Raw genomic sequence first — 26,048 nt, forward strand, 5'->3', positions numbered from 1 at the left:
GAGCCTGACGAGGATCGATTTCATGGACACTCAGAGAATGTTTTTGGCCATCTTCCTTTCCTTGGCCATTTTGCTTGGTTATCAGTATTTTTTTGTTCCCACCCCTCCTCCGGTCACGGAAAGCACCGTTGTCTCCTCCCCTGAAAACGGCAAGTCAGAAGAAAAACCCTCTGCGGCGGCACCGCCGGTTGCCGCGGCAAGCCTTTTGGCTGCCCAGCCCGCCGGCGGTGCCGGCAGAGTAGGGCGTGAGATCCCGGTGACGACAAGCCTCTATTCGGCGGTGGTCACGGAAACCGGCGGCATGGTGAAAAGTTTTCGCCTGAAGAATTACCGCGAGGATCTGGCCAAGGATTCCGGCGATAAAGAAATGCTGCGGCCGAAGGAAGGCGACAATCTCCCTTTGAATTTTTCCTGGGGGATTGAGCCGGGCAGCATCCCTCCGGTGGTCTATGAGGCTGCTCCGCTCCAAGAGGGGCAAGATGGCGGCTCAGTGCTGACCATGCGGGGCAAGTTGCCCTCCGGCCTTGAGATTGTTCGCACCTTGCGGTTCGTGGATCAGCAGTACCTGCTGGAGCTGACCGTTGATGTGGTGAACAATACGGCCACCCCCCTGCAGGGAGCGCCGTACCTGACCCTGGACAACCGGCCGTTTGTCAAGGAAAGCCAGATGGTTTTCGTTGGACCCGCTCTCGTGTACGACGGGGTGTTGGAGGAAGTCAAGACCTCCGATCTGAAAAAGGGAAGCAAGAGCTTCACCGGCAAGATCAGTTGGGCAGCCTACGAGGACAATTATTTTTTCTGCGGCATTGTGCCGCGCACCGGCGAACAGCACACCGCCCATTTTTCCCTGCAGGATGAAACCCGGGTGACCACGGTGCTGGCTGGAGCCAGCGATGTCATCCAGCCCGGGCAGAGCCAGCAGTATACCTATTCGGTGTATTTCGGCCCCAAGACCATGGGGGCGCTTAAGGAAGCCGGCCACGAGCTGGAGCGCAGCATCAATTTCGGCTGGTTTGACGTGATGGCCAAGCCGACCCTCTATCTGCTCAATTTTCTCCATAAATATGTGGGCAATTACGGCGTGGCCATCATTCTGGTGACGGTGCTCATCAAGCTGCTTTTCTGGCCGGTTTCCCAGAAGGGCATGAAGTCCATGAAGACCATGCAGAAGCTGCAGCCCAAGATGGCAAAGCTGCGTGAGAAATTCAAGGACGACAAGCAGATGCAGCAGCAGGAGATGATCAAGCTGTATCAGACCTACAAGGTAAATCCGGTGGGCGGCTGTCTGCCCATGGTCATCCAGATTCCGGTGTTTTTCGCCCTGTACAAGGTGCTGCTCCAGACCATCGAGTTGCGGCACGCGCCTTTTTTCCTCTGGATCACCGACCTGGCCGCCCCCGACCGGTTGTCGGTCGGCTTTGATATCCCGTTTCTCGGAGGGATACCGGTGCTGACCCTGCTGATGGGGGCAACCATGTTTCTGCAGCAGAAAATGACCCCGGCCACCGGGGATCCCACCCAGCAGAAGGTCATGATGTTCATGCCGGTCATTTTCACCTTCATGTTCCTCAATTTTGCTTCCGGGCTGGTCTTGTACTGGTTTGTCAACAACCTGCTCTCCATTGGCCAGCAGTATCTCGTGAACCGGGATGAGGTCGCGTAGAGCGGGTTGAGTTAAGGAGCGCGCAAGGGGCAGCCCCTGCCACAGTCGCCAAGAGAAGACGTCGGGCCGCCGGAGAATGTGGCCTGAGATGGAGGAATCACACGATGTCGTCTGCCAAGATGGAATATAAGGGAACGGATGTTGAAGAGGCGATCGGCAATGCCTGCGCCGCGCTGAATGTGCCGCGGGAAGAGCTTGATATCCGCATAATCTCCACCGGCTCCACCGGTATTTTCGGCCTGGGCCGAAAAAAGGCGGCGGTGCAGGTGTCGCTCAAGAAAGAGGGCGGCCACGAGCAAAAACGACCGGCCCCGGAGAAAAAGGCGAGTGCGCCCAAGGCCAGGCCCGAACGGGCTGTTTCGGAGAAAAAGCCCGCTGTCCCCAAGGCCCGGGTGGAACAGCCCGCGGAAAACGATGAACAGGAGGAGGCGGTCGGCGATCCTGTCACCCCCGAGGAGATGGAGGCAATCCGGGCGGACCTTGCCAGGATTCTGGATCTCATGGCTTGCTCTTCGGAAATCAGCATTTCCCAGGATCAGAACAACAAGGTCCATGCCAAGATTGCCGGGGATTTTGTCGATATTCTTGTCGGCCCGGAGGGACAGACCCTTGACAGCATGCAGTATGTGATGCGCAAGATCATCACCAGGAAATTCCCGCAGAAGGTTCTTTTCTCCCTCGATGCCGGAGGATTCCGGGACAACCGGATGGGAGAGCTCCAGGCGCGGGCCCTGCGTCTGGCCCAGGAGGTGAAGGAAACCGGGAAGACCAGAACCATTCCCGCCATCAACCCGGCGGAAAGACGCATGGTGCACATGGCTCTGCAGGACGATACCGAGATCAGGAGCCGCAGCGTTGGAGAGGGGTTGTTCAAGAAGGTGCTCATCTATCTGCCCGGGAAAGGGCGGCGCCGCGCGCCAAGAAAAAAGAAAACCGCGGAAAAGAGCCCGGAATGATGCTTCTGGAAACGGGCGCGAAAGCGCGGTTTCCAGAAGAGCGTTCGCGCTCCGGCGGCAAAGGGTTTCGGAGCAACATTTTTTGCGGTCGGGGCTGTGACGCCGACAACTCGGTTTTCCCGCGATTGTAAGCACGGACAGCGTGCCGAGGGGTGGGCAAGCTTTTTGTTCCGCCGAATTTCATAGGGCAAGAAACGTATGGCAACGCCGGATTTCCCGGATTTCAACGAGGCGACCATCGCCGCCATTGCGACGCCGCCCGGCGCCGGCGGCATCGGCATCATCCGGGTGAGCGGCCCCCAGTCCCACGCAATCCTTCAGCAGCTTTTTCAACCGAAAAATCCCCCCAAAAAAATCATAAGCCACAGGCTCTATTTCGGCGCTGTCGTCCATCCCACAACAGGCTTGGCGATTGACGAGGTGCTCGCCGTGTATATGCGGGCGCCGCAGACCTACACCAGGGAAGATGTGGTGGAGATCCACGGCCACGGCAGTTATCTGCTGCTGCAGGAGATCCTCGCCCTGATCGTGACCTTCCCCGCCACCCGCCTGGCGGAGCCGGGGGAGTTCACCAAGCGTGCCTTTCTCAATGGGAGGATCGACCTGACCCAGGCCGAGGCGGTTGCCGAGCTGTTGCGCGCCAAGACCCGAGAGGGCGCGAGCCTTGCGGTGAGCCAACTCCGGGGGGGATTGCACGGAGAGATCTGGAAAATTCGTGACGCGCTGGTGGCGGTTCGTGCTATCATGGAGGTGGCCATCGATTTCCCCGATGAGGAGGTGGAGATCCTTGACACCAAAGCGCTGCAGGCCAGGCTGGTGCTGGAAGCGGCAGAGCCTTTGTCCCGATTGCTTGCAAGGGCGGAGGGGGGGAAAATCATCCGGGAGGGAATCTCCGTGGTGATTCTCGGCAGGCCCAATGTGGGTAAATCCAGCCTGCTCAATTGTCTTCTCCGGGAAGACCGGGCCATAGTCACGGAGCTGCCCGGCACAACCAGGGACACCATCGAGGAGTGCCTGGACATCAAAGGGGTGCCGGTGCGCATTGTCGATACGGCAGGTATCCGGGAAACCTCCGAAGCGGTGGAGGAGATCGGCATCCGGCGGGCACGGCAAAAGTTGGAGCAGGCGGATCTGGTCCTGCTGGTTCTTGACGGGGCAGAGGGGCCGCATTCCGAGGATCGCGTCCTGTTTCAGGTGGCCGCGGACAAGAAGGTCGTGGTGGTGGTCAATAAAATCGACAGGGCTCTCCCCTTAAGTTGCGCCCATTACGAAGCAGCGTTTCCCGGGGTGCCGGTTGTCGCCATTTCCGCCACGACCGGGGAAGGCATCCGCACGCTGGAGGATGCTGTTTACGGGGCGGCCACCGGCGGCCATGGCCTCCAGGAGCCTGGGGTCGCCGCACCCAATGTGCGGCATGCCGTTGCCCTGCAACGGGCCCTTGGCGCGGTGCGCCAGGTTGGCGAGGGGCTGGGCGCGGATTTGCCGCCCGACCTTCTGGCCATTGATCTCCAGGGGGCGCTGGCTTTTCTTGGAGATATTATCGGGGAAACGACCACGGACGATGTGCTGGATATGATTTTTGCGGAGTTTTGTCTCGGGAAATAGCCCGGCAGCCGGGAGCGGCAGTGGAACGGCGTGGCGGAGCGGCGGCGGTACAACGGCAGCAGTGAAATGGCGACAGTGCAACTGCGAAGGAAAAATCATGGCCCCAGGTAAAAAGAGCAAAGAAATCGACCTTGACGAGCAGATTGAATTTCTGAAAAAAGTGAGTTTTTTCCATGGGTTTGATGACCATGAACTCAAGCAGTTCCTTCTGGTCAGCAAATGGCTCCGGGTTCCTCCCGACACGGTGATCATCAAGGAAGGCACCACCGAACGGGCGTTTTACATCCTGGTCAAGGGGCAAGTCCGGGTGGAAAAACGGTTGCATGGAAAAGCGAAGCCCATTCAGCTCACCACCCTTACCACCGGAGATTGCTTCGGGGAAATGGCTCTGGTCACCGAAATAAAAAGAACCGCCGATGTGGTGGCAAGCGCGGAATCATTTATCCTGCGGGTTGAGCCGGAGATTGTCAGCACCTCAAATGTCTTTCTGCAACTGAAGTTTTATAAGCGGTTCTGCGAGCGGTTGGTTGCCAGACTGGATCTGGCCAATAAAAGAGTTGCCGGGCGCGATGGTGAAGAGGCCAAGCCGTCCATCTTGCAGAAGGTGCTTTCCGATGAGGTCCAGGCCCAAGCCGAAGAAGAACCGGCCCGGCCTCCGGTCAAGCCGAACCTGGGCACGGAGCGGTCCGGGAAGGAGCAAAAGGCCAGGCCAACCATCACGCTTCCCCCCATGCCCGATAAGGAGCAGCGGCAGACTCCCGCCAAGCTGCATCCTCGAGTCCATCCGGAGGCTGTTTTCCCGGTGAACCCCGCGGTTGCCGCCGAGTTGACCGCCATGATGAAAGGCGGCGCAGGCATTGATAATACCCGGCGGCTGGCCGATTTAATCTCCCTTGATCCGGTGCTGAGCTGCCGGGTGATCCAGACCGCAAATTCGCCTTTCTTCAGAAGGGCCAACATGGTGGGCACAGTTCCGCTGGCCATGGTTATTATCGGGGTCAAGCAGGTGCAGGAGGTGCTGGTCGATACCATCAGGGCGGCCAAGTCATCACAAGCCTTCAGCGGTTTCACCTCGGTTTCCAGGGATTTCTGGCAACATGCGGTGGTGGTGGGGCGAATTGCCGAGATGTTGCGGGATGTAATCCGGATAAACACCTCTGCCGATCTGTATTTGTGCGGCCTTCTTCATGACCTGGGGATGCTGGTGCTGGATGGAATTTCGCCGAATTTTTACCCGCAGTTTTGCCAACCTTCAGAAGAACTGCGGGATGTGGTCAGGGCGGAAAAGGAGTATATCGGCGTGGATCATGGTCAAGCCGGGGTCTGGCTTGCCGAAGGCATTGGCCTGCCGCAGCCGTATCTGGATGTGATGCACTTCCACCATCAGCCGGAAAAGGCCACAACCAACCCGGTGCCTGTGGCCATGATAAATCTGGCGAACATCTTTGCTTCCCTGAAGGGCGTTTGCCTCGGGGAGCCCCGGGTGACAGCGGAAGATGCGGCGCGCTCTTTTTCCTGGGCGTTGATCCAGGAATACCACCGCCCGTTTCAGGAGGTCAGCGTGCCGCAATTTGTCAATTCGTTTTCCGCGGAGCTTGACAAAACGTGGGCCGGCATCACCGGGGATATCCTGCTGTAGATTTTAGTCCAGGGGAGTGAACATATCCTTGCTGGCGCCGCAGATGGGGCAGGACCAGTTTTCCGGCAGATCCTCAAAAGAGGTGCCTGGGGCGATGCCTGAGTCCGGGTCTCCGACGGCCGGATCATAGATATACCCGCAAACCGAACATTCATAACGTTTCATGGCGGTGCTCCTTTTTCTGTTGTGACCAGTATGGGGATGCCAGGCGAACCCTCCGGGGCAAGCTGCCGTATCTGTTAATCATAGGTGGTCAACTCGGGCACCGTCAACGATTTTTATCGCCAATGGGCGTTGAGACCGCCATGCACCGGCGTTGTCCAGGATTTTGCAGGAGAGGGGTTGATGATTGAGAAGCAAGAGGTGGTTTCCAGGCAGGACATCGCCACGCGGGTTGCAGAGCTTGGCCAGGCCATCAGCCGTGATTATGCCGGCCGCCAGTTGGTTATGATCGGCATTCTGAACGGGGCCTTCATCTTCATGGCCGATCTGGTCCGGGAAATCGAGCTGCCCCTTGAAATCGATTTTATCCGGGTATCGAGCTACGGCGCCGCCACCTGTTCCTCCGGCGCAGTTCAATGCACCAAGGACACCGAGCTTGCGCTGGCAGGAAAGGATGTGTTGCTGGTGGAGGATATCGTCGATACCGGCAAAACCCTTGCCTGCCTCAAGGATCTCTTTGCGGCCCGAAAGGCTCAATCCGTGCGGATTTGCGCCCTGATCGACAAAAAGGAGCGGCGCACGGTTGAGGTGAGCGTGGATTATGCCGGATTTGAGGTGGCGGAAGGCTTTCTGGTCGGCTATGGCCTTGACCATGCGGAACAGCATCGTCAGTACCCGGCGATTTACAAGCTCGTCAGCGGGGTGTGAGCCCGTGTTGACCCTGCAGGAGAAAGACAAGCGGTTCCTGTGGCATCCCTACACCCAGATGCAGGATTATGCCCAGCGCGACCTGCTCCTCATCGACAGGGCAGAGGGGATTTTCCTCTTCGACCAGCAGGGGAAACGTTATTTCGATACCATTTCCTCCTGGTGGTGCATTGTCCATGGGCATGGCCATCCGATTATAACGGAAAAAATCCGCTCCCAACTGGCGCGGCTTGACCAAGTGTTGCTGGCCGGCACCAGCCATGCGGGGGCGATTTTGCTGGCGGAGCAGTTGGTGCGGTTGACGCCGCCCCAGCTTTCCCGGGTGTTTTATTCCGATAACGGCTCCACGGCCTGCGAGATCGCGATCAAGATGTCGCTCCAGTATTGGCGGCAGGTTGGGCAGCCGGGCCGCTGCGGGCTGGCGGGTATAGAGCGCGGCTACCACGGCGACACCATCGGCACCATGAGCCTGGGCGGGGTGCCGGAATTCCATGGCCCCTTTGCCCCGCTGCTTTTTTCTTCCCATCGTCTGCCATCCCCATACTGCTACCGGTGTCCGGCCGGGCTTGTCCAAGAGAGCTGCGACTGCCAGTGCCTCCAGCCGCTTGCCGAACTTCTGGCCGAACAAGGCGAGAAGATTGCCGCCCTGATCATCGAGCCGCTCATCCAGGCCGCCGGTGGGATGATCATCTATCCGGCCAAGTATCTGCACAAGGTGGCCGCCTTGACCAGGGAATATGGGGTGCATCTGATTTGTGACGAGGTGGCCACCGGCTTTGGCCGGACCGGAACCATGTTTGCCCTGGAGCAGGCCGGGGTGGCGCCTGATTTTCTCTGTTTGTCAAAAGGGCTGACTGCTGGTATGTTGCCAATGGCGGCAACGTTGACCAGCGAAGAGATTTTTCAGGCCTTTTATGGAGACTACAGCGCCGGAAAAACCTTTTTCCACGGCCATACCTTCAGCGGCAATCCCCTTGCCGCCGCCGCGGCTCTCGGCTCGTTGCAGGTTTTTGCCGAAGAGCAGACCATGGCCGGGCTACCGGCCAAGATCAGTCATCTCCAGGCGCGGATGCGCCGCTTTGGAGACCTGCCCTGGGTCGGAGATCTCCGGCAGCTCGGGATGATCTGCGCCATGGAGCTGGTGAAGAACAGGGATACCAAGACCCCTTACGCTCTTCAGGAGCGGGTCGGCTGGCCGATCTACCTGGCCGGGCTTGCGCATGGCCTCTTGCTGCGGCCCCTTGGCAATGTGATCTACCTCTGGTTGCCGCTTTCCGTGACCCTGGCTGAGATCGACGAGATCACGGACCGGGCCTGGCAGGTGCTTTCCGATCCGCGAAATATTGCGGGGTGGTAGGTTGATTGGGTTACAAAAATAATGCTTGTGCGCCTGTAGCTCAGATGGATAGAGCATCGGCCTTCGAAGCCGGGAGTCGGGGGTTCGAATCCCTCCGGGCGCACCATTAAAAAGTGAGTCACCACCGGCAAAGCGGGGGGCTTATTGGGAGCGCCTCAAAGGCACCGACAAAACCGTGAGCCGCCCAAGGCGGCAACACTATTTGTCTCCCCCTTTAATAAAGGGGGATTGAGGGGGATTTTGAAATGTCGGCATTGCACGAACCAGACTGCAAATCCCCCCTCCCCCCCCTTTGTTAAAGGGGGGAATAAAGGCGCTCCATTCACAGGAACAGCCTGAATACGATTGTAGTAAAGGTCAAACCTTTACGAGTCCTCCGGCAAAGCGGGGGGTACTTTAAAAAAATAATAAATACAGTTAAGTTATTTTAGTGTTCAGGCTTTCTTGCTTCGCCAAAAATAGTTCATTTTTCGTTTATTTTTCTCCCGTCTTTGTCCTATGAAAAAAAAGCGTCATGACGACAGCACGTTGCACGTGTGCTGACAGCTCTTAACCGCAACACCGTCTATCGTTTTTTCCGCGCTCCAAGCTCGCGCCTCAAGGAGTGCGAGTCCAGAAATGCAGTTACCGTGACCAGAAGATATCTCCGGTGATCCTCACAAGCATCCGGGAAAATTCTCTGTTGTAGTTTGCCTCTATTTTCAAGAGATACATCAAGAAGTCAGAGAATTGTCTTGGGCACACACGGGAAGAGTGTGTTGTAGCGTACGCTGAGTATGTCGGAGGGAGAGCGTCTTTTTCGGATACTATTAAAACATGGGCGGAATTGTTGTGAAAAAGCAACGGGAACCATTGGCAAAAGGCAAGAAAATCCCTATTTCTTCGGCAGTTGTTGCCCCCCCTCGTCCCAAGAACCTCCTCTTTCCCATTGTCGCTATCGGTGCTTCCGCCGGCGGGCTGGAGGCGTTGGAACAATTTTTGGGGCATGTGCCGGAAAAAAGCGGCATGGCCTTTGTCATCGTCCAGCACTTGGACCCGAACCACGAGGGGCTCCTGCCCGAGTTGCTTCAGCGCACCACCGGGATGGAGGTTTTTCAGGTCAGGGACCGGATGCGGGTGAAGCCGAACTGCGTTTATGTGATCCCCCCCAACAAAAACATGTCCATCCTGCACGGAGTGCTGCATCTGTTCGATCCGACGGCGCCCCGCGGCCTGCGTCTCCCCATCGATTACTTTTTCTCTTCCCTGGCCGAGGACCGGCAGAATGGGAGTATCGGCGTCATCCTGTCGGGGATGGGCACGGACGGCTCGCTAGGCCTGCGGGCCATCAAGGAAAAAGCGGGAGTGACGCTGGCGCAGGAACCTGCCTCGGCCAAGTTCGACAGCATGCCCAAAAACGCCATTGATGCCGGGCTCGTCGATCTGGTCGCCCCGGCGGAGGCGCTGCCCGGCAAGATTATCGACTATCTCACGCATTCCTTGGTCGTGGCCAAGCCCGAGGGTCTCCCGCTGGAGGCGAAGGAGCAAAGCGCCCTGGAAAAGGTCGTCATTCTCTTGCGGGCCAAAACCGGCCACGATTTTTCCATGTACAAAAGAAACACCATCTACCGCCGGATCGAGCGGCGCATGGGCATTCACCAGATCAAAGGGATCGCCACCTATGTTCGCTTTCTGCAGGAGAATCCCCAGGAGGTTGAGTTACTCTTTAAGGAACTGTTGATTGGCGTAACCAACTTTTTCCGTGATCCGGAGGCCTGGGCGCAACTGCAAACAGAGGCCATTCCGGTACTCTTGGCGGATCGCCCGGCCGGTGGCCTGCTACGGGCATGGTCGGTCGGCTGCTCAACCGGCGAAGAGGCATATTCGCTGGGGATTGCCTTCACGGAGGCACTGGAACAGATCAAGCCCACGGAGAATTTTACGCTGCAGATTTTCGCCACCGATCTGGACCAGGACGCCATCGACAAGGCCAGGCAGGGGGTCTATCCGGCCAATATCGCCGCGCATGTGTCCGACGAGCGGCTGCGCCGTTTTTTTGTCAAGGAACCGAACGGCTACCGGATAGGCAAGGAGATTCGGGAGATGGTGACTTTTGCCACGCAGAACGTCATCATGCACCCCCCCTTCACCAAGCTCGATATCCTCATTTGTCGCAACCTCTTGATCTATCTGACGCCGGAATTGCAGAAAAAGCTTCTGCCGCTCTTTCACTACAGCCTGAACCATGGCGGGATCCTGTTTTTGGGAAGTTCGGAAGCCGTCAGCACCTTTACCCATCTCTTCGCGCCGTTGAGCATCAAGTCGCGACTCTTTCGGCGGCACGAATCAGCCGTGCTCTCCGAGCCGCTTGCATTTGCCTCGTCGCTTGTCCACCCTCGGCCGGGAATTTCCAAGGAGTTAGAGATTTTGAAACCAGCGGACAACCTCCAGTCTCTCGCGGATCAACTGCTTTTGCAGCACTTTTCCCCCCCTGCCGTTTTGACCAACGACCTGGGTGATATTCTGTATGTCAGCGGCCGGACCGGGAGATATCTCGAACCGGCGGCCGGCAAGGCCAACTGGAATATTTTCGCCATGGCCCGGGAAGGGCTCCGCTTTGATCTGCGAAACGCCTTCCAGAAAGCGATCCGGCAAAAGGAGACGATCACCGCCAAGGGTCTCAAGATCGAGGCCAATGGCGGCACACAGGCCGTTGATCTCACCATCCAGGTGGTCAAAAATCCCGAGGCGTTGCGGGGGATGGTGATGATCGTTTTCACCGACGTGGCAACGGTTCTGGAAAAGAAAACATCGGCCGGCTCCCGGCGCAAACCGGCCGGCAGCGCCAGGGTGCTCGAGCTGGAACAGGAACTCCAGGTGGTCAGCGAAGCACTGCAGGCGACCCGCGAGGAAATGCAATCCTCGCAGGAAGAACTCACCTCCACCAACGAGGAGCTGCAGTCCACCAACGAGGAGCTGCAATCCACCAACGAGGAGTTGACCACCTCCCGGGAAGAGATGCAGTCCTTAAACGAGGAGCTGCAAACGGTGAACGCCGAACAGCAGTCCAAGATGGATGAGCTTTCGCGGGTGAACGACGATATGCGCAACCTGCTCAACAGCACGGAAATCGTCACCGTATTCCTGGACAACAGGCTCAATGTCCGGCGCTTCACCCCCGGGGCGGATAAAATCTTTAAGCTGATCCCCGGCGATGTGGGGCGCCCGCTTTCGGATATCGCGAGCAAGCTGGTGTACCCTGACCTGGCCGAAGAAGCGCGCGAGGTTTTGCGGAAGCTGACTTTTTCGGAAAAGCAGATTTCCGCCACGGATGGGAGCTGGTTTTCGGTGCGCATCATGCCCTACCGCACCATGGAGGATGTCATCGCCGGGGTGGTGATCACCTTCGTGGACATCACGGCGTTTAAGACTGCGAACTCGGAACTGCGCGAGGAGAATGCACGGCTCAAGGCGCTGCTTGCGAGGAAAGGAAGTACATAATGGGTATGGATACAAACAAGAGCCGATCGGCCCCGGCCGAGTTGCGCCGCCATGTGGAAGAGCTGTTGCGGGCGCAAACGGCCTCCGCGCATCCACCCCGGAACGCGAAAGAGACGATGGGTCTCGTCCATGAACTTGAGGTGCACCGGATCGAGCTGGAGATGCAGAATGAAGAACTGCGCATTGCCCAGGAGGAGATTGAGTTTTCGCGGAATAAGTATCTCGAATTGTATGACTTTGCCCCGGTTGGTTATTTCACCTTTGATGCCCACGGCTTGATCCGGGAGGTAAATCTCACCGGCGCGCAGCTCCTGGGAATCGAGAGGCAGATGTTGGTCAACAAACCCTTTAGCCGTTTTATTGCCGAGGCAGAGGGGAGGGCGCTTTTTGCGCAACACCTCGCACGTGTTGTGCAAAAACAGGATCTGCAGCGATGTGAAATCAGGCTCAAGGGAAAAGACGGCACGGTGTTCCACGGGCAACTGCAGAGCATCGCCGTGGGCACCAGCGAAAGCAAGGATGGGCATATCCTTTGCTCAATTGTTGATGACACGGTGAGCAAGCAGGCGGAAGCAGCGCTGCTCAAGGCCGGGGCGCTGCAGAGCGCGATTTTTAACAGCGAAAATTTTTCCAGCATCGCCACTGACGCGAATGGCGTTATCCAGATCTTCAATGTTGGCGCGGAACGGATGCTCGGCTACACCGCCGCCGAGGTTGTGGGCAAGATCACCCCGGCCGACATTTCCGATCCCCAGGAATTGAGCGTGCGCGCCAAATCGTTGAGCGTTGCGCTTGCCACCATGATCAGCCAGGGTTTCGAGGCCTTGGTCTTCAAGGCCTCCCGCGGAATCGAAGACATTTACGAGTTGACCTATATTCGCAAGGATGGCAGCCGTTTCCCGGCGGTCGTCTCGGTCACGGCCCTGCGCGACGCGCACAACGAAATCATCGGCTATCTGCTGATCGGCATCGACAACACCGCGCGCAAGCAAGTCGAAGCAGAGCAACAGCGTTTGCTCGATATTCAGGAGGAGATGTATAAACAACTGCAGGAGGCCAAGGAGACCGCGGAAGTCGCCAATAGTTTGAAATCCGTATTTCTCGCCAACATGAGCCATGAGATCCGCACGCCGCTCAATGCCATCATCGGCTTCTCCGCTCTTGCCCTGAATACGGACCTCTCCCCCAAGCAGCATGGCTACGTCCGCAAGATCAACGATTCCGGGGTCTCGCTCCTCGGGATCATCAACGGCATCCTTGATTTTTCCAAGATCGAAGCCGACAAGCTGGAGCTGGAGCAATCCCTGTTCGGCCTGGACGATGTGCTGTCCAGCGTCATCGCAGTTGTCGAGCAAAAGGCGGTTGACAAGAATATAGAGCTGCTCCTCGATGTATCGCCGGAAATCCCCTGGCAGCTCGTGGGCGATTCCCTTAGGCTCGGTCAGATTCTCACCAACCTGGTGGGCAATGCCATCAAGTTCACGCTGGAGGGGGAGGTGGAACTCATTGTCGCTCTTCAGGAGAGGGGCGGGAGCAGAACCAAGCTCCAGTTCTCCGTGCGCGACACGGGGCTGGGGCTTTCTTCCGAGCATCTCGCCAAGCTCTTCCAGCCTTTTACCCAGGCCGACGGCTCGATGACCCGGCGTTTCGGCGGAACCGGGCTGGGGCTTTCCATCTCGAAGCGGTTGGTGGAGATGATGGGGGGGGACATCTGGGCGGAAAGTGAGCCTGGCACGGGGAGTGTCTTCAGCTTTACGGCCTGGTTTGCCATTGAAAGCGCGGAGAGTTCGCCGCCGCGCATCCCTGAGAAGCTGAACCGAATGAAAATCCTTGTTGCCGATGATAATGACCTCAGTCAACGGAAAATGGTCAAGCTCTTGAGCCGTTTCCCGGCACGGGTTGATACCGTTAATTCGGGTATCGAAGCCGTTTCCGTCATCCAGAACCAGAACCCCGCCGACCCCTATAAGCTCATCCTCATGGATTGGAATACCTCGGAGATGGATGAGGTGGGGGCGGCCCGGCACATCAAGGAATATTTGGCGCTGCACACCATTCCCTCCATCATTATGGTCACGTCCTTTTTTGGTGAGCAAAGAGGAGAGGCGGAGGCAGGGAAGGCCGGCGCGGATTATTTTCTGCGCAGGCCGGTCACCGCCTCGTCTTTGTTCGACGCAATAATCGAGATCCTTACCCCGGCAGAGCGGGCGACTGCCATGAGAATTCCCCATGGCGGCGAAATAACCGACAAGTTTATGCCAGCCCATATCCTGCTGGTGGAAGACAACGAGATCAACCAGCAGCTTGCCATCGAACTCCTGAAGAATGCGGGCTTGACCGTAGACGTGGCCAACAATGGCCGCGAGGCGGTGGAGATGGTCACGACGGCGGAACATGCCTACGACCTGGTGCTGATGGATATCCAGATGCCCGAGATGGACGGTTATGAGGCGACCCGGCGCATCCGGCGGGATGCGCGCTTCAGTGGGCTCCCCATCCTCGCCTTGAGCGCGCACGCCCTGGTGGAGGACCGGCAGAAGACGGTTGACGCCGGCATGAATGATCACATTACCAAGCCTATTGATCCGCGGATCATGTTCCGGGCCATGGGCCGTTATCTCCGGCACTCCCCGGCGGACGCGCACCCGTTTGCTTGCCGCGGTAACAGCGCACCGGGGCAGGTCGCCGTTCCTGAGATTCCCGGCGTTGATGTGACGCGAGCGCTGTATCGGATTAACGGCAACGGCAAGCTCTACCTGCAATTGCTCAGGAAGTTCATGGTGAACCAGGCCGGCACCGCTGCGGCCCTTGAGTCGGCCCTTGCGTCGGGGGACCGCTCCCTGGCGGAACGCCTTGCCCATACGACAAAAGGGGTGGCAGGGAACATCGGCGCGACCAGGGTTCAGGAAATCGCGGCGGAATTGGCCGCTTCCATCAGGCATAACGATGCGCCGGAGTTGACCTGGGAGATACTCCAGCGTTTTGCCGAAGAAATGGCAACCCTGGTGGCTGCCCTGCAACTGGCGCTGGCCGGGCCAGGCGCCGATGGCAGGCAGGCTTCTGTTGCTGTTGATTCGGCAAAGACACGAGCGGTGCTGAGCCAACTGCTCCGTTATATCACGGAGAACGACGGCAGGGCGGAATACTATCTGGATGAATGCCGGAGCGAGCTGGCAGGGCTTCCCCCTGGGGAGATGGGAAAACTCGGGGTTTGTCTGGCGAACTTTGACTATGAGAAAGCACATGCGGTTCTCAGCGCCCTGGCGGAAAAGGGCGGTATTACCCTGGAAACCGGTATCGTCAGGTAATTATAAGTTGTCCGGATTCCGATTTTCACTGGAGTGATGACTTTTCAAAAGACCGTCAAGGGTGATGGACTCGTAACAACTTGGAATTTGCTGCAAACCGGTGCTTCGACAGGCTCAGCATCAACGGAATATCAATACGTTAAGACAGCTTCCGTTCGCCCTGAGCCTGTCGAAGGGCAGTTATTACGAGACCGTCAAGGTTGAAAAAAGGAAAATAACGTGGAAGCAAACATGGCACGCAAGGCCGTTCTTATTGTAGACGACACGCCGGATAACGTCAGCATCCTGAATGCCGCCTTGATGGCGGAATACGACATCAAGGTGGCGACGCGGGGAAAGAAGGCCATCGAAATCGCCATGACGACCCCGATTGATATTATCCTCCTCGATGTCATGATGCCCGGCATGGACGGTTTTGAAACCTGCCGGTTGCTGAAGGAAGAGGAACGGACGCGCAATATCCCGGTTATCTTCATTACGGTTCGCGGCGAGATCGAAGATGAGACCAAGGGTCTTTCCTGCGGCGGCGTCGACTACATCGCCAAGCCGATCAGCACTCCCATCGTGCAGGCAAGGGTGAGGACGCACCTGGCGCTTTCCGAGCAGAGCCGTATCCTGGAGGACAAGGTGCAGGAGCGGACCGCGGATTTGACCAAGGCAAACGAGCGGCTTTCCCAAGAAATACAAGACCGCAAGGTGGCGGCGGACGCCCTCATGGAAGCGCTCACCATCATCAAGCAGTTAAAAGAACAATTGCGGGAGGAAAATATTTATCTGCGGGAAGAAATTGACCTGATCCATTCCCACAAGCATATCGTGGGCAACGGCGAAGCGATCAGGGCTGTTTTGAAGCAAGTAGGGCAAGTGGCGCCGACAGAGGCGACGGTCCTGATCCAGGGGGAGACCGGCACGGGCAAGGAACTGCTCGCGCGGGCGGTGCATGACCAGAGCGGCCGCAAGGATCGGCTCATGATCACGGTCAACTGCGCGGCCTTGCCGCCGACCCTCATCGAAAGCGAACTCTTCGGCCGCGAGAAGGGCGCCTTTACCGGAGCGCTGTCGAAACAGATAGGCCGTTTTGAGCTGGCGGATGGCTCCACCATTTTTCTCGACGAAATTGACGCCTTGCCCCTGGAACTCCAGGCCAAGCTGCTTCGGGTGCTCGAAAGCGGCGAATTTCAGCGTCTGGGCAACCCCAGGACCGTAAAGGTCAACGTCAGAATCATTTCGGCGACCAACCGCGACCTTGCCGAGTTGGTCGGCGCGGGCAGTTTTCGGCAAGACATGTACTACCGGTTGAATATTTTCCCGATCACGGTGCCGCCGCTGCGCGAGCGGAGGGAAGATATCTTGCCGCTTATGTGGTCTTTTGTGCAGGAGTTCAGCAAGAGCATGCACAAGCGGATCGAATCCATCTCGCCCAAGAGCGTGCAAGCCATGCAAGCCTATCCCTGGCCCGGCAACGTAAGAGAGTTGAAGAATGTCACCGAGCGGGCGATGATTATCACCACCGGACCCGTGCTGCAGATAGAGTTGCCGAAGATTGCGCCGTCCGCCTCAACCCCGTCCGGGACCCTTGAGGATATGGAGCGGCTCCACATTGCCGAGGTGCTGGAGGCAACCGGCTGGCGGGTGAGCGGCAAAAACGGGGCGGCCACGATTTTAGGCCTCAACCCAAAGACGTTGGAGTCGAAAATGCAACGATTGGGCATCCAAAGAACCGGGAAAATGATCTTGCCATGAAATAATAATGGACAGGCGATTGCGTCAACTGAGAAAATCGAAGAGAGCTCCTTGGGAATTTTGGGGGGGGAAGGAGGTTCGCCATGGTCGCTATGGGATGCAGCAAAAAGAAGAAGTTGTCCGCGGCAACCGTACTGCGCAGCCAAGCGGAAAAACGGTTGCAAGCGGAGGCAGGGAAACGGCCTGCTGCGCCCGAGGCTCGGGAAGAGGACTTGTTGCGGCTCGTTCATGAACTCAAGGTCCATCAGATCGAGTTGGAGATGCAAAATGCAGAGCTGTGCCGCTCCAGGGACGAGCTTGAACTGTCGCGGGATAAATATGCCGAACTGTGCGATTTTGCGCCGGTGGCCTATTTCGCCTTTGATAGCGCGGGCGTGATCCGAGAGGTGAATTTTGCCGGCGCGCAACTGCTTGGCTTGGAAAAGCGACAGTTGCTCAATAAATCATTTGTCGGCTTTATTGTCGATGCCGCCGGGAAGAATGTTTTTTTAAATCACCTCAGCCGCCTTGCGAAAAAACAGATTGTCCAGAGATGCGAGGTCAGCTTCCGGAGCAATAGCGGCAGGGTGATCCCCGGTCAATTTCAAAGCATCGCCGTGCATAATTCTGAGCACAATGATGATGATATCTTTACCTCGATTACCGACGTCACGGTGTACAAGCAGTTGGAAGCGATGATGCACAAGGAGTATGACAGCCTGGAGTTAACCGTCCATGAGCGGACGGAAGAGTTGATCAAGGCAAACGAGCGGCTCTCCCACGAAATAGAGGACCGCAAGGTGGCGGCGGACTCCCTGCGCGAGGCGCTGACCATAATCAAGCAATTAAAGGAACAACTGCGGGAAGAGAATCTGTATCTCCGGGAAGAAATTGACCAGATATATTCGCATTCTAATTTTGTCGGCGACAGTAAAGCAATTAGAGCCGCCTTGAAACAGGTGGCCCAGGTTGCGCCGACGGAGGCGACGGTCCTGATCCAGGGGGAGACCGGCTCGGGCAAGGAACTGCTCGCGCATGCGCTCCATGACCAGAGCGGCCGCAAGGATCGGCTCATGATTACGGTCAACTGCGCGGCCCTGCCGCCGACCCTCATCGAAAGCGAACTCTTCGGCCGCGAGAAGGGCGCTTTTACCGGCTCGACGGCGAAGCAGATAGGCCGTTTCGAGCTGGCGGATGGCTCCACCATTTTTCTCGACGAAATTGACGCCTTGCCCCTGGAACTCCAGGCCAAGCTGCTTCGGGTGCTCGAAAGCGGCGAGTTTGAGCGCCTGGGCAGCCCCCGGACCATCAAGGTCGATGTCAGAATCATTTCGGCGACCAACCGCGACCTTGCCGAATTGGTCAGCGCGGGCAGTTTCCGGCAAGACATGTACTACCGTTTGAACATTTTCCAGATCACCGTGCCGCCTCTGCGCGAACGGCGGGACGACATCGTGCCGCTGGTGTGGTCTTTTGTGCAAGAGTTCAGCAAGAGCATGGACAAGCGGATCGAATCCATCTCGCAAAAGAGCGTGCAAGCCATGCAAGCCTATTCCTGGCCGGGCAACGTGCGGGAGCTGCGGAATGCCACCGAGCGGGCGATGATTGTCGCCACCACCCCTGTGCTGCACATCGAATTGCCGCAGATTGCGCAGGCTGGGCCAGCCCCGTCCGGGACCCTTGAGGATCTGGAGAGACGCCACATCGTCGATGTGCTGGACGCAACCGGCTGGCGGGTAAGCGGCAAAAGCGGGGCGGCAACGATTTTGGGCATCAACCCGAAGACGCTTGAATCGAGAATGCAAAGATTAGGCATCCAACGAAATAAAAATAATTTCTGACATATCAGGAGTCTCCTGATATGTCAGGCGGCAGCGCCTCGCAACGAATATTCCCTTCCCCCGCAGTGTCCACATAAGTTCCAATGATTTCAATATCATTGGAACTTATGCCTCGGCAGTAACACTTCTGGCACACATTCTGCTTTAAGCATCCATGGAAAGATCAAGGGCCCTTTCTCTTTTGTTGCGATAGGAGCAGCGAAAAGAGTCATTGAAACTTATCGGAATGAGGGGGGGGGCAATATGGAATTTGTTGTCGCCGTATTGGTTGTCGCTGTACTGGTGTATGTAATTATTTACTTGGTGTAGCACGGATAAAAAATTCTACAAAGGAGTACAGCATGGAATTCATTATTGCAGTCTTAGTGGTGGTAATTCTCGTGATAGTAATTATGCAGCTCACCTAACATTCGGTTTAATTCATGTGTCTATCCGCAATGTTGATGGACTGAAGGGCGGGGGGATCGCCCTCGCGCACTCCACGCATGACACTGTCATGGCCAACCCTGTTCAACCGGGCCGGCACCCAGCGCCTGCTGGGATTCTCGCCTGTCCGGCCGGGCAGGGATATCTCCCTGCCCACTGTGTGTGGGCGGGAGATTTTTTATCGGGGCATCGTCAGGTGCAATAGCCATGGGCCTGGCTTGACATATGGTGGCGCCTTCCTCCGCCGGGAAGGCGGAAAAAGACAAACACTGTAATGGCCAGTCAGCTCAACTCCCGAAAGTTCAGTTATGGCACAAGGAGAAGCAAAATGCTCGAAACCATTGTCGTCATCCTGGTAGTCCTCTGGCTTCTGGGGTTTGTCACCTCGAATACCATGGGCGGACTCATTCATGTCCTGTTGGTTGTCGCGGTCGTGGTGGTTCTGCTTCGTATCATTCAGGGTCGCCGTCTTTAGCATCCCTTGGTATTGCTTTGGTGGTTAAATTGTAAACCGTCATTCCCGCGAAGGCCGGAATCCAGAGGGATGGATGCCCGACGAAAGCATTCGGGCATGACGTAGTTAATCGCCGGGGTAAGAGTTTATTTAATAATCAGGAAGAGGAAACAAAATGAACGCACTCAAAATTGCGGCAATCCTGCTGATCGTGGCCGGGGTTCTGGGGTTGGTCTATGGCGGTTTCAGCTACACCAAGGAGACCCATGAAGCCAAGCTGGGGCCGCTCGAGCTGTCGGTGCAGGAAAAGCAGAAGGTCAACGTTCCGGTTTGGGCTGGCGTGGGGGCGATCGTGCTTGGCGGCGGACTCCTCCTTTTGGGCAGCAAGAAGAGCTAGCGTCAACAACGTAGTCCCGTCACACGGGGAACTGAACATCATCCAAGGAGATATTTTTTCATGACATTTAGGATCAAGTCCGTATTCCCTCTCGTTGCCCCGTTGCTTGGGGTTCTTCTCCTTCTGCCTGGTTGCGCGACGACCGGTTCCGGCCGCGCGGAGAAGACCACCGCCAAAATGGAAGTCGTGGACAGCGACATACGGCAAGCCGTTGTCCAGATCGATGCGACTGGGATCTCGCTGGAAAAACTCATTAAGCCGGGGTTGTCCGATACGAAAGAGGCTTTTGCAACATATTCGGAAAACGTCGTTACGATGGAGCGCTTGGGGGAAAAGTTGATCAAGCACACCGATGAGATGAGCGTTCGGGGCAAAGACTACTTCGCCGAGTGGGAAAAGCAGGGCAATGCCTACACCAATCCGCGGATTCGGGAACTCAGTGAACAGCGGCGAGCCGACTTGCATGCGGTATATAGAAAAATATCCGAATCCAGCATCGGCGTGAAAGGCTGGTTCATTGCCTACATGCGCGATATTAAGGAAATTCAGTCGTTCCTCTCGACGGACCTCACTGACAAGGGAATTGCCTCCATTACTCCGGTTGCCCGGAAGGCCATAAACGACGGGACTATTCTCAGGAATGCTGTTTTGCCGGTATTGTCCGCCCTCGATGGCGCTAAAAGCGAAATGGCTCAAGGTGGTGCGAATTAAGCGAAGGGTGCTTTTGCTTTTTAATCATATTAGCTGATAAGCAAGAGGAGAACCAATGGACTTCGTAAGCGTGTTGATTTCTCTTGCCGTAGGCGCGGTGGCGGGTTTGCTGGCCGGCACAGTCATGAAGGGCGGGGGCTTTGGTCTGCAGGGGAACATCATTATTGGTCTTATCGGTGGGGTCGTAGGCGGGTTTTTGTTCAGGTTGTTGGCAATTGCCGCGGGCGGTTTAATCGGCTCAATCGTGACAGCTACTCTGGGAGCTGTAATCCTGCTGGTATTAATCGGACTTTTCAAGAAAGCCTAAAAATTCTGAATCCAATAACAAAGGAGAGGCGTTATGAGCACGAGAGAAGCTTATAAACAGAAGATAGATGCCGAGGTGGAGCTGGCGCAGGCGAAATTATTCGAGTTGCGGGCCAAGGCGAAAATTTCTGTTGCCGACGCCCGGATCAAATACGCGCAGCAGATTGATGAGCTTGAACAGGGGGTTGTCGCCACGAAGGCTAAACTGAAGGAGCTGGGCGAGGCGAACGAGGAAGCCTGGGAGCATCTTAAAGAAGAAGTGGAAAGCGCTTGGGGGGCATTGCGCGATGGGGTTCGAGATGTCGGCGCCAAGCTGAAAAAATAACGCGCCCTCTCCTGGTTGTCGTGGAGCGGCCGGCAACACTCCTCTTGAACTGGTTTGATATTGCTTCGGTGGTTAAATATCTAACAGGATGTTGAAAAAAGCCGTCCTGGCTTTTTTCAACCACGATCGGCCAGAAGTGAATTCTGGCCGATCTCACAATTTCACCGAGTTGGAACTCGTTGAAATTGACGATCCATCCCTGGATCGGACGCAAGGCGTCGAAAAACGAGTTTTTCAACACCCTGCTAAACCGTCATTCCCGCGAAGGCGGGAATCTATGGGTGTGGATGCCCGACTAAAGCATTCGGGCATGACGTATTTAATCGCCGGGTCAATAGATGGGGGAAGTGCCGGTGATATCCTGGACAGCAGCATAACGTGCTACCCGTGAAATGGACAAAGGAGACTGGTCAACATGAAGGTTCGCACTCTGTTTTTGTTGCTGACCGTGGCCGCAATTGCTGTTTTTACCGCGCTCAACTGGAGCGCGTTCATGGCGCCGGCAACCCTTTCCTTGGGGGTTGCCAATGTTCAGGCGCCGCTGGGATTGGTCATGCTTGGCTTGGTGGCTTTTCTCGCCGCCCTGTTTCTGGTGTTTGTGGTCTATCTCCAGACGTCGGTGCTCCTTGAGGCTCGCCGCCATGCCCGGGAATTGCAAGCCAACCGGGAGCTTGCGGACCAAGCCGAGGCTTCGCGTTTCACCGAACTGCGCGGGTTTCTTGAGGCGGAGCTGAAGAGAGAGGCGGGCCTGAACGCGGAGTCGAGGGCGATTGTGCTGGCAAGGCTGGACCAGCTTGATCGTGATCTCCGCTCCGCGGTTGAACAGTCGGGAAACACGCTCGCCGCCTACATCGGTGAACTGGAAGATCGTCTTGAAAGAGGGCGGGCGACCTGACTCGCCGGCCACCGCGTTGAGCATGACACGATTATTGCTCCCTGCTCCACACCATATCCAACCTGTTGCTCTCCGTGCTGGCCGCCGTTCAGGCCCATAATCGTGATGTCGCGGAACAGGCAGCATGATTATGAAGCCAATCCGCGGCACCTTTCCGGATACCATTCGGCAAGAAGATTGAGGTTGTGACCATGTCAGACACACATGCCGAGAATCAACTTTTCCTCGCCAACATCGAACTGGGTAAGCATATTGCGCGATTGGAAGAGGCCTTGCTGGAAAAGGAAAAAGCCGGGGAGGCGCTGCAAGATTCCGAAAAGCGCTACCGCCGGCTTTTTGAATCGGCCAAGGACGGAATCTTGATTCTCGATGCTGATACGGGCAAGGTAGTTGACGTCAATCCTTTCCTGTTGCAGTTGCTCGGCTATTCGTACGAGGCATTATGCGGGAAGCATATCTGGGAGCTTGGCGTCTTCAAAGACATTGCCGCGTCCAAGGACGCTTTTCAGGCTCTGCAAGATAACGAATACATCCGCTATGAGGATTTGCCGCTGGAAACCCAAGATGGGCAATCCATCGCCGTGGAGTTTGTCAGCAATGTGTACTTGGTGGATCACAGCAAGGTGATTCAATGCAACATCCGCGACATCACCGCCCAAAAGCGGGCCAAGGCCGAGCGCGCGCGGTTGATGGCGGCCATCGAACAGGTTGGCGAGGGCATTTTTGTAACCGATGCCCAGGGGGCCATCCAGTTCGTCAATCCGGCTTTCAAGCGGATGACGGGCTACTCCGGAGAGGAGGCAGTCGGGCAGAATCTGCGCATCCTCAAAAGCGGCGAGCAGGACGAACTACTGTATCGCAATCTGTGGGGGACCGTCTCCGGCGGCAAAACCTGGAGCGGCCGGATGGTCAACAAGCGCAAGGACGGGACCCTCTACACCGAGGAAACCACGATTTCGCCGGTTCGCGACGCGTTGGGGCAGATCGTCAACTATGTGGGCGTCGGACGGGACATCACCGATCATCTCCGGTTGACCGCCCAGTTTCAGCATGCTCAGAAGATGGAAGCGGTTGGCCTGCTGGCGGGCGGTGTGGCCCACGACTACAACAATATGCTCACCGTGATCCTCGGTTATGCGGAGCTGGCGCAACGCAAGGTGGATCCGGCCCAGCCGCTGCATGGCGACCTTGAGGAAATCATCAAGGCCGGAAAACGTTCCACGGACATAACCCGGCAATTGCTGACCTTTGCCCGCAAACAGACAATCACCCCCGTGGCGCTTGACCTGAATAAAGCCGTGACCAACATGCTCAACATGTTGCGGCGGCTCATCGGCGAGGGTATCGATCTGGTCTGGCTGCCCGGGAAGGACCTCGCTCTGGTCAAGATGGACCCCGTCCAAGTGGATCAGGTGCTGGCCAATCTTTGCCTCAATGCCCGGGACGCCATTGCCGACATCGGCAAGATCACGATTGAAACGGGAAACGTTGTCTTTGACGAGGGCTACTGCGCCGACCATGTCGGGTTTGTCGCCGGAGAGTATGTCTTGCTAGCGGTCAGCGACAATGGCTGCGGCATGGACAAGGAGACCCTGGACCAAATCTTCGAGCCGTTTTTCACCAGCAAGGCGGTGGGGCAGGGAACCGGTTTGGGGCTATCCATGGTATACGGCATCGTCAAGCAGAACAATGGATTCATCAACGTCTACAGCGAGCCGGGAAAAGGAACGACCTTTAGAATCTACCTGTCCCAATGCGCGGACCACGTTGTTGACGCCCTGGGGGGGGAAACGGTGGAAACCCCCCTCAGTCAGGGGGAGACAGTGCTGTTGGTGGAGGACGAGCCTGCGCTTCTGAAGATGAGCAAGATGATGTTGCAAAAAATAGGGTATCTGGTGTTGGCCGCTGGCACGCCGGGCGAGGCCATTGGCTTGGCCAAGAAACATGCGGGCGAGATCCACCTTCTTCTCACCGATGTGGTTATGCCGGGGATGAACGGCAAAGACCTGGCGGAACGGCTGCACAACCTGCGCCCGAATATGAAAATTTTGTTCATGTCCGGCTATTCCGTGAACATGATCACTGACCAGGGGGTGCTGGACGAGAGTGTGAATTTTATTGAAAAGCCATTCTCGATGAAGGACCTGGGCGTCAAAGTGGCTGAGGCGCTGACAAATACCAGAAAGACAAGCAGTTCGAGCAGATTGGACGAGAGAGAGAAGATGGAGATTTATCATGTTGATTGAGGTCCGTGATCTTGCAAAAATCTATACTGGAAAGAGGGGACTTCTTCAGACCAGTTTTGCAGTGGAAAAAGGAGAGCTGATTGCCATTGTCGGGCACAACGGGGCTGGGAAATCCACGCTTTTGAAAATGCTATCCAGTTGGATAATTCCCGACAGCGGCGAGGTTGTAGTGGCCGGGATCAATCTGGAAAACAGGATGGCGTTGGTGCGAAAGATCGGGTTTGTCCCGGAAACGCCCAACCTTTTTGATTTTTTTTCCGTTGAATACAACTTCAAACTTTTTGCCCGTCTTTTCCAAATACCTTTTTCGCGAATCGAAGAAATCTTGCAGGAGTTTAATTTGCTCACCTATCGGCATAACAAGGTACAGGTTTTGTCCAAGGGCTTAAAACAACGGGTGAGCATCGGGCGTTCTCTTTTGGCGGACCCGCCGGTGCTTCTTTTTGATGAGCCAACCTCGGGCCTGGATTTCGAGATGACGAAAGAGGTGTATAGACTGCTGAAAAGCACCCATGCTTCAGGGAAAACAATTCTGTTCACCTCCCATCGTCCCGAAGAGATCAAAACCCTTGCCACGCGGATCATGCTGTTGCATCAGGGAAGTCTGGTTTTTGACGGCCCGCCCCAGGAATATTTCCAGTCAAAAATTTACGAGAATCTCTACGCATGATACGAAATATTATCACCTTGACTGTGAATGATTTGGCCATTGCCTTTAAAAACAAGACAATCTATCTCATATTATTTATTCCGTTATTTGTTTTCCTCTCCTTGCAATTCGTGGATCAGAAAAATGAAGAGCTGCAAACAATACAGATCGGCCTCATCCAAAATGAGGAATATTCTCCGGTTATTATTGAAAGCTTGAAGGCAGCGGATACAGTCTTCGTAGTTTCTTGGCTTGCCACGGAAGAGGAAGGAAGACGGTGGTTAAAAGAAAAAAAAATAGATGGGTTTTTGCTGAAATCTAAAAAGGAGCCGCGGAGTTTAGAGTTGTTGGTTTTGGAAAAAGCATCGTTTCGAACCATTGCCATTGTTGAAGGGTTTTCCGCCTTGCAAATAGCCGTGGAAGGGAAGAGCAAAAACTGGCTTTCCGATATCACGTCTCTTCGTGATAGCGGGATTCAACGGCAGACGCTGCCCACCTGGATCTTAATGTTGGTTTTACTTGTCGGCTTCATTGTGATTCCTGCGCAAATTGCCGAAGAAAAAGAAAAGAAATTGCTTCTCGGCCTTTTGCAAACCCCGGTGCGTGAATGTGAGTGGTTGCTTGCCAAGTTGTTTTTAGGGATGATCTTGATACATCTGGCCGTTATCTTCCTGCATCTCCTGGGTAAATTTGAAGTTGAAAACAGCCTGAGTTATTGTGCCTTCATAGGAATTGGGAGTTTCTGCTTCAGTTCTTTTGGCATATTCTTGGGCTTTTTATGCCGCACCCAGGCAAGCGCCAGGACCTTGGGCGTCCTTTTTTATCTGCCCCTTCTGCTTCCTTCCGCATTATCCGACTTTTCGCAAAAACTGCATTCCTTTGCTCCGGTATTGCCTTCCTATCAGTTTTATGGGCCAATCAAGGCAATCCTGCTGGAGGGGGGGAGAATATCGAGTTTTCCTCTGGAATGGATATATCTCTGTGCAGTCGGACTCATAACTTCTTTGTTTTCATATCTCTTACTGAAAAAACGCTGGCTCATGTGAGGTGCGCCGGATCGAACCACCTGTCTCATTTTTGCGGAATGTTCCCATTTCTGCCTCAATCGCCCTAAACTCCGGGGATGCAGTTAAGGATATGCCGAGCCAAGAAAACTCCTGACATATCAGGAGTCTCCTGATATGTCAGGCGATTCCCC

Annotated in this window: 20 protein-coding genes and 1 tRNA gene; 20 read left to right on the plus strand and 1 reads right to left on the minus strand. The window is 56.0% G+C overall.

All coding sequences use genetic code 11. The features are described 5' to 3' along the window. The first annotated feature begins 22 nt into the window (after positions 1-22). The 4 genes from yidC to MWR57_RS11445 all read left to right on the plus strand — a co-directional run bounded on the left by yidC (position 23) and on the right by MWR57_RS11445 (position 5,863). A complete protein-coding gene (gene yidC / locus MWR57_RS11430) occupies positions 23-1,663 on the plus strand; it encodes a membrane protein insertase YidC (RefSeq protein WP_423124948.1) in 1,641 nt (546 codons plus the stop codon). A 104-nt stretch (positions 1,664-1,767) separates the two neighbouring features. Next, on the plus strand, positions 1,768-2,619 hold the full coding sequence (locus MWR57_RS11435; protein ID WP_423124949.1) for a Jag family protein: 852 nt from the start codon (positions 1,768-1,770) through the stop codon (positions 2,617-2,619). Between the two features lie 198 nt (positions 2,620-2,817). Next, entirely contained in the window at positions 2,818-4,224 is a 1,407-nt protein-coding gene (mnmE, locus tag MWR57_RS11440) for a tRNA uridine-5-carboxymethylaminomethyl(34) synthesis GTPase MnmE (protein ID WP_423124950.1), read from the plus strand. A 97-nt stretch (positions 4,225-4,321) separates the two neighbouring features. Then, on the plus strand, positions 4,322-5,863 hold the full coding sequence (locus tag MWR57_RS11445) for an HDOD domain-containing protein (RefSeq protein WP_423124951.1): 1,542 nt from the start codon (positions 4,322-4,324) through the stop codon (positions 5,861-5,863). A gap of 3 nt (positions 5,864-5,866) precedes the next feature. On the opposite strand, the gene rd is transcribed toward MWR57_RS11445, so the two are convergent. Then, positions 5,867-6,028, minus strand: coding sequence for a rubredoxin (rd, locus tag MWR57_RS11450; protein ID WP_423124952.1), 162 nt, complete (start codon positions 6,026-6,028; stop codon positions 5,867-5,869). 180 nt (positions 6,029-6,208) lie between these two features. On the opposite strand from rd, the gene hpt reads away from it, so the two are divergent. The 16 genes from hpt (at position 6,209) to MWR57_RS11530 (ending at position 25,896) form a co-directional block, all read left to right on the plus strand. Beyond that, positions 6,209-6,733, plus strand: a complete 525-nt coding sequence (gene hpt / locus MWR57_RS11455; RefSeq protein WP_423124953.1) for a hypoxanthine phosphoribosyltransferase — start codon at positions 6,209-6,211, stop codon at positions 6,731-6,733. Positions 6,734-6,737: 4 nt separating this feature from the next. Next, entirely contained in the window at positions 6,738-8,090 is a 1,353-nt protein-coding gene (bioA, locus tag MWR57_RS11460) for an adenosylmethionine--8-amino-7-oxononanoate transaminase (protein ID WP_423124954.1), read from the plus strand. Positions 8,091-8,119: 29 nt separating this feature from the next. Continuing rightward, positions 8,120-8,196 (plus strand) — tRNA-Arg (locus tag MWR57_RS11465). A gap of 710 nt (positions 8,197-8,906) precedes the next feature. Continuing rightward, entirely contained in the window at positions 8,907-11,570 is a 2,664-nt protein-coding gene (locus MWR57_RS11470; RefSeq protein ID WP_423124955.1) for a chemotaxis protein CheB, read from the plus strand. Further along, positions 11,570-14,878, plus strand: coding sequence for a hybrid sensor histidine kinase/response regulator (locus MWR57_RS11475; RefSeq protein WP_423124956.1), 3,309 nt, complete (start codon positions 11,570-11,572; stop codon positions 14,876-14,878). Before MWR57_RS11470 ends, MWR57_RS11475 begins: the two co-directional genes overlap by 1 nt. Positions 14,879-15,109: 231 nt before the next feature. Next, positions 15,110-16,621: a sigma-54-dependent transcriptional regulator gene (locus MWR57_RS11480; RefSeq protein WP_423124957.1), complete on the plus strand. Its 1,512-nt coding sequence runs from the start codon at positions 15,110-15,112 to the stop codon at positions 16,619-16,621. An 83-nt stretch (positions 16,622-16,704) separates the two neighbouring features. Beyond that, positions 16,705-18,441, plus strand: coding sequence for a sigma 54-interacting transcriptional regulator (locus MWR57_RS11485; RefSeq protein ID WP_423124958.1), 1,737 nt, complete (start codon positions 16,705-16,707; stop codon positions 18,439-18,441). A 754-nt stretch (positions 18,442-19,195) separates the two neighbouring features. Beyond that, positions 19,196-19,342 carry a lmo0937 family membrane protein gene (locus MWR57_RS11490; protein ID WP_479723972.1) on the plus strand — a complete coding sequence of 49 codons (147 nt, stop codon included), beginning with the start codon at positions 19,196-19,198 and terminating at the stop codon, positions 19,340-19,342. Between the two features lie 154 nt (positions 19,343-19,496). Continuing rightward, positions 19,497-19,718: a hypothetical protein gene (locus MWR57_RS11495; protein ID WP_423124960.1), complete on the plus strand. Its 222-nt coding sequence runs from the start codon at positions 19,497-19,499 to the stop codon at positions 19,716-19,718. 60 nt (positions 19,719-19,778) lie between these two features. Beyond that, entirely contained in the window at positions 19,779-20,429 is a 651-nt protein-coding gene (locus MWR57_RS11500; RefSeq protein ID WP_423124961.1) for a hypothetical protein, read from the plus strand. Positions 20,430-20,484: 55 nt separating this feature from the next. After that, positions 20,485-20,736, plus strand: coding sequence for a GlsB/YeaQ/YmgE family stress response membrane protein (locus MWR57_RS11505; protein WP_423124962.1), 252 nt, complete (start codon positions 20,485-20,487; stop codon positions 20,734-20,736). Between the two features lie 33 nt (positions 20,737-20,769). Next, positions 20,770-21,060: a sll1863 family stress response protein gene (locus MWR57_RS11510; protein ID WP_423124963.1), complete on the plus strand. Its 291-nt coding sequence runs from the start codon at positions 20,770-20,772 to the stop codon at positions 21,058-21,060. 415 nt (positions 21,061-21,475) lie between these two features. Continuing rightward, positions 21,476-21,955 carry a hypothetical protein gene (locus tag MWR57_RS11515; protein WP_423124964.1) on the plus strand — a complete coding sequence of 160 codons (480 nt, stop codon included), beginning with the start codon at positions 21,476-21,478 and terminating at the stop codon, positions 21,953-21,955. Positions 21,956-22,146: 191 nt separating this feature from the next. After that, positions 22,147-24,201, plus strand: a complete 2,055-nt coding sequence (locus MWR57_RS11520; protein WP_423124965.1) for a hybrid sensor histidine kinase/response regulator — start codon at positions 22,147-22,149, stop codon at positions 24,199-24,201. Then, complete coding sequence (locus tag MWR57_RS11525; protein WP_423124966.1) at positions 24,191-24,871, plus strand: ABC transporter ATP-binding protein; 681 nt, start codon at positions 24,191-24,193, stop codon at positions 24,869-24,871. Before MWR57_RS11520 ends, MWR57_RS11525 begins: the two co-directional genes overlap by 11 nt. Beyond that, positions 24,868-25,896: an ABC transporter permease gene (locus tag MWR57_RS11530; protein WP_423124967.1), complete on the plus strand. Its 1,029-nt coding sequence runs from the start codon at positions 24,868-24,870 to the stop codon at positions 25,894-25,896. The genes MWR57_RS11525 and MWR57_RS11530 overlap by 4 nt, the downstream gene beginning before the upstream one ends. The last annotated feature ends 152 nt before the right edge of the window (positions 25,897-26,048 follow it).

This window comes from Hydrosulfovibrio ferrireducens, from assembly GCF_046883345.1.
GTDB lineage: Bacteria > Desulfobacterota > Desulfobulbia > Desulfobulbales > Desulfurivibrionaceae > Thiovibrio > Thiovibrio ferrireducens.

What these genes read in the sequence shown, in the direction of transcription:
- yidC (WP_423124948.1), top strand. Translation starts at nt 23, where the DNA reads ATGGACACTCAGAGAATGTTTTTGGCCATCTTCCTTTCCTTGGCCATT.
- MWR57_RS11435 (WP_423124949.1), top strand. Translation starts at nt 1,768, where the DNA reads ATGTCGTCTGCCAAGATGGAATATAAGGGAACGGATGTTGAAGAGGCG.
- mnmE (WP_423124950.1), top strand. Translation starts at nt 2,818, where the DNA reads ATGGCAACGCCGGATTTCCCGGATTTCAACGAGGCGACCATCGCCGCC.
- MWR57_RS11445 (WP_423124951.1), top strand. Translation starts at nt 4,322, where the DNA reads ATGGCCCCAGGTAAAAAGAGCAAAGAAATCGACCTTGACGAGCAGATT.
- rd (WP_423124952.1), bottom strand. Translation starts at nt 6,028, where the DNA reads ATGAAACGTTATGAATGTTCGGTTTGCGGGTATATCTATGATCCGGCC.
- hpt (WP_423124953.1), top strand. Translation starts at nt 6,209, where the DNA reads ATGATTGAGAAGCAAGAGGTGGTTTCCAGGCAGGACATCGCCACGCGG.
- MWR57_RS11470 (WP_423124955.1), top strand. Translation starts at nt 8,907, where the DNA reads ATGGGCGGAATTGTTGTGAAAAAGCAACGGGAACCATTGGCAAAAGGC.
- MWR57_RS11475 (WP_423124956.1), top strand. Translation starts at nt 11,570, where the DNA reads ATGGGTATGGATACAAACAAGAGCCGATCGGCCCCGGCCGAGTTGCGC.
- MWR57_RS11480 (WP_423124957.1), top strand. Translation starts at nt 15,110, where the DNA reads ATGGCACGCAAGGCCGTTCTTATTGTAGACGACACGCCGGATAACGTC.
- MWR57_RS11485 (WP_423124958.1), top strand. Translation starts at nt 16,705, where the DNA reads ATGGTCGCTATGGGATGCAGCAAAAAGAAGAAGTTGTCCGCGGCAACC.
- MWR57_RS11490 (WP_479723972.1), top strand. Translation starts at nt 19,196, where the DNA reads ATGCTCGAAACCATTGTCGTCATCCTGGTAGTCCTCTGGCTTCTGGGG.
- MWR57_RS11495 (WP_423124960.1), top strand. Translation starts at nt 19,497, where the DNA reads ATGAACGCACTCAAAATTGCGGCAATCCTGCTGATCGTGGCCGGGGTT.
- MWR57_RS11500 (WP_423124961.1), top strand. Translation starts at nt 19,779, where the DNA reads ATGACATTTAGGATCAAGTCCGTATTCCCTCTCGTTGCCCCGTTGCTT.
- MWR57_RS11505 (WP_423124962.1), top strand. Translation starts at nt 20,485, where the DNA reads ATGGACTTCGTAAGCGTGTTGATTTCTCTTGCCGTAGGCGCGGTGGCG.
- MWR57_RS11510 (WP_423124963.1), top strand. Translation starts at nt 20,770, where the DNA reads ATGAGCACGAGAGAAGCTTATAAACAGAAGATAGATGCCGAGGTGGAG.
- MWR57_RS11515 (WP_423124964.1), top strand. Translation starts at nt 21,476, where the DNA reads ATGAAGGTTCGCACTCTGTTTTTGTTGCTGACCGTGGCCGCAATTGCT.
- MWR57_RS11520 (WP_423124965.1), top strand. Translation starts at nt 22,147, where the DNA reads ATGTCAGACACACATGCCGAGAATCAACTTTTCCTCGCCAACATCGAA.
- MWR57_RS11525 (WP_423124966.1), top strand. Translation starts at nt 24,191, where the DNA reads ATGTTGATTGAGGTCCGTGATCTTGCAAAAATCTATACTGGAAAGAGG.
- MWR57_RS11530 (WP_423124967.1), top strand. Translation starts at nt 24,868, where the DNA reads ATGATACGAAATATTATCACCTTGACTGTGAATGATTTGGCCATTGCC.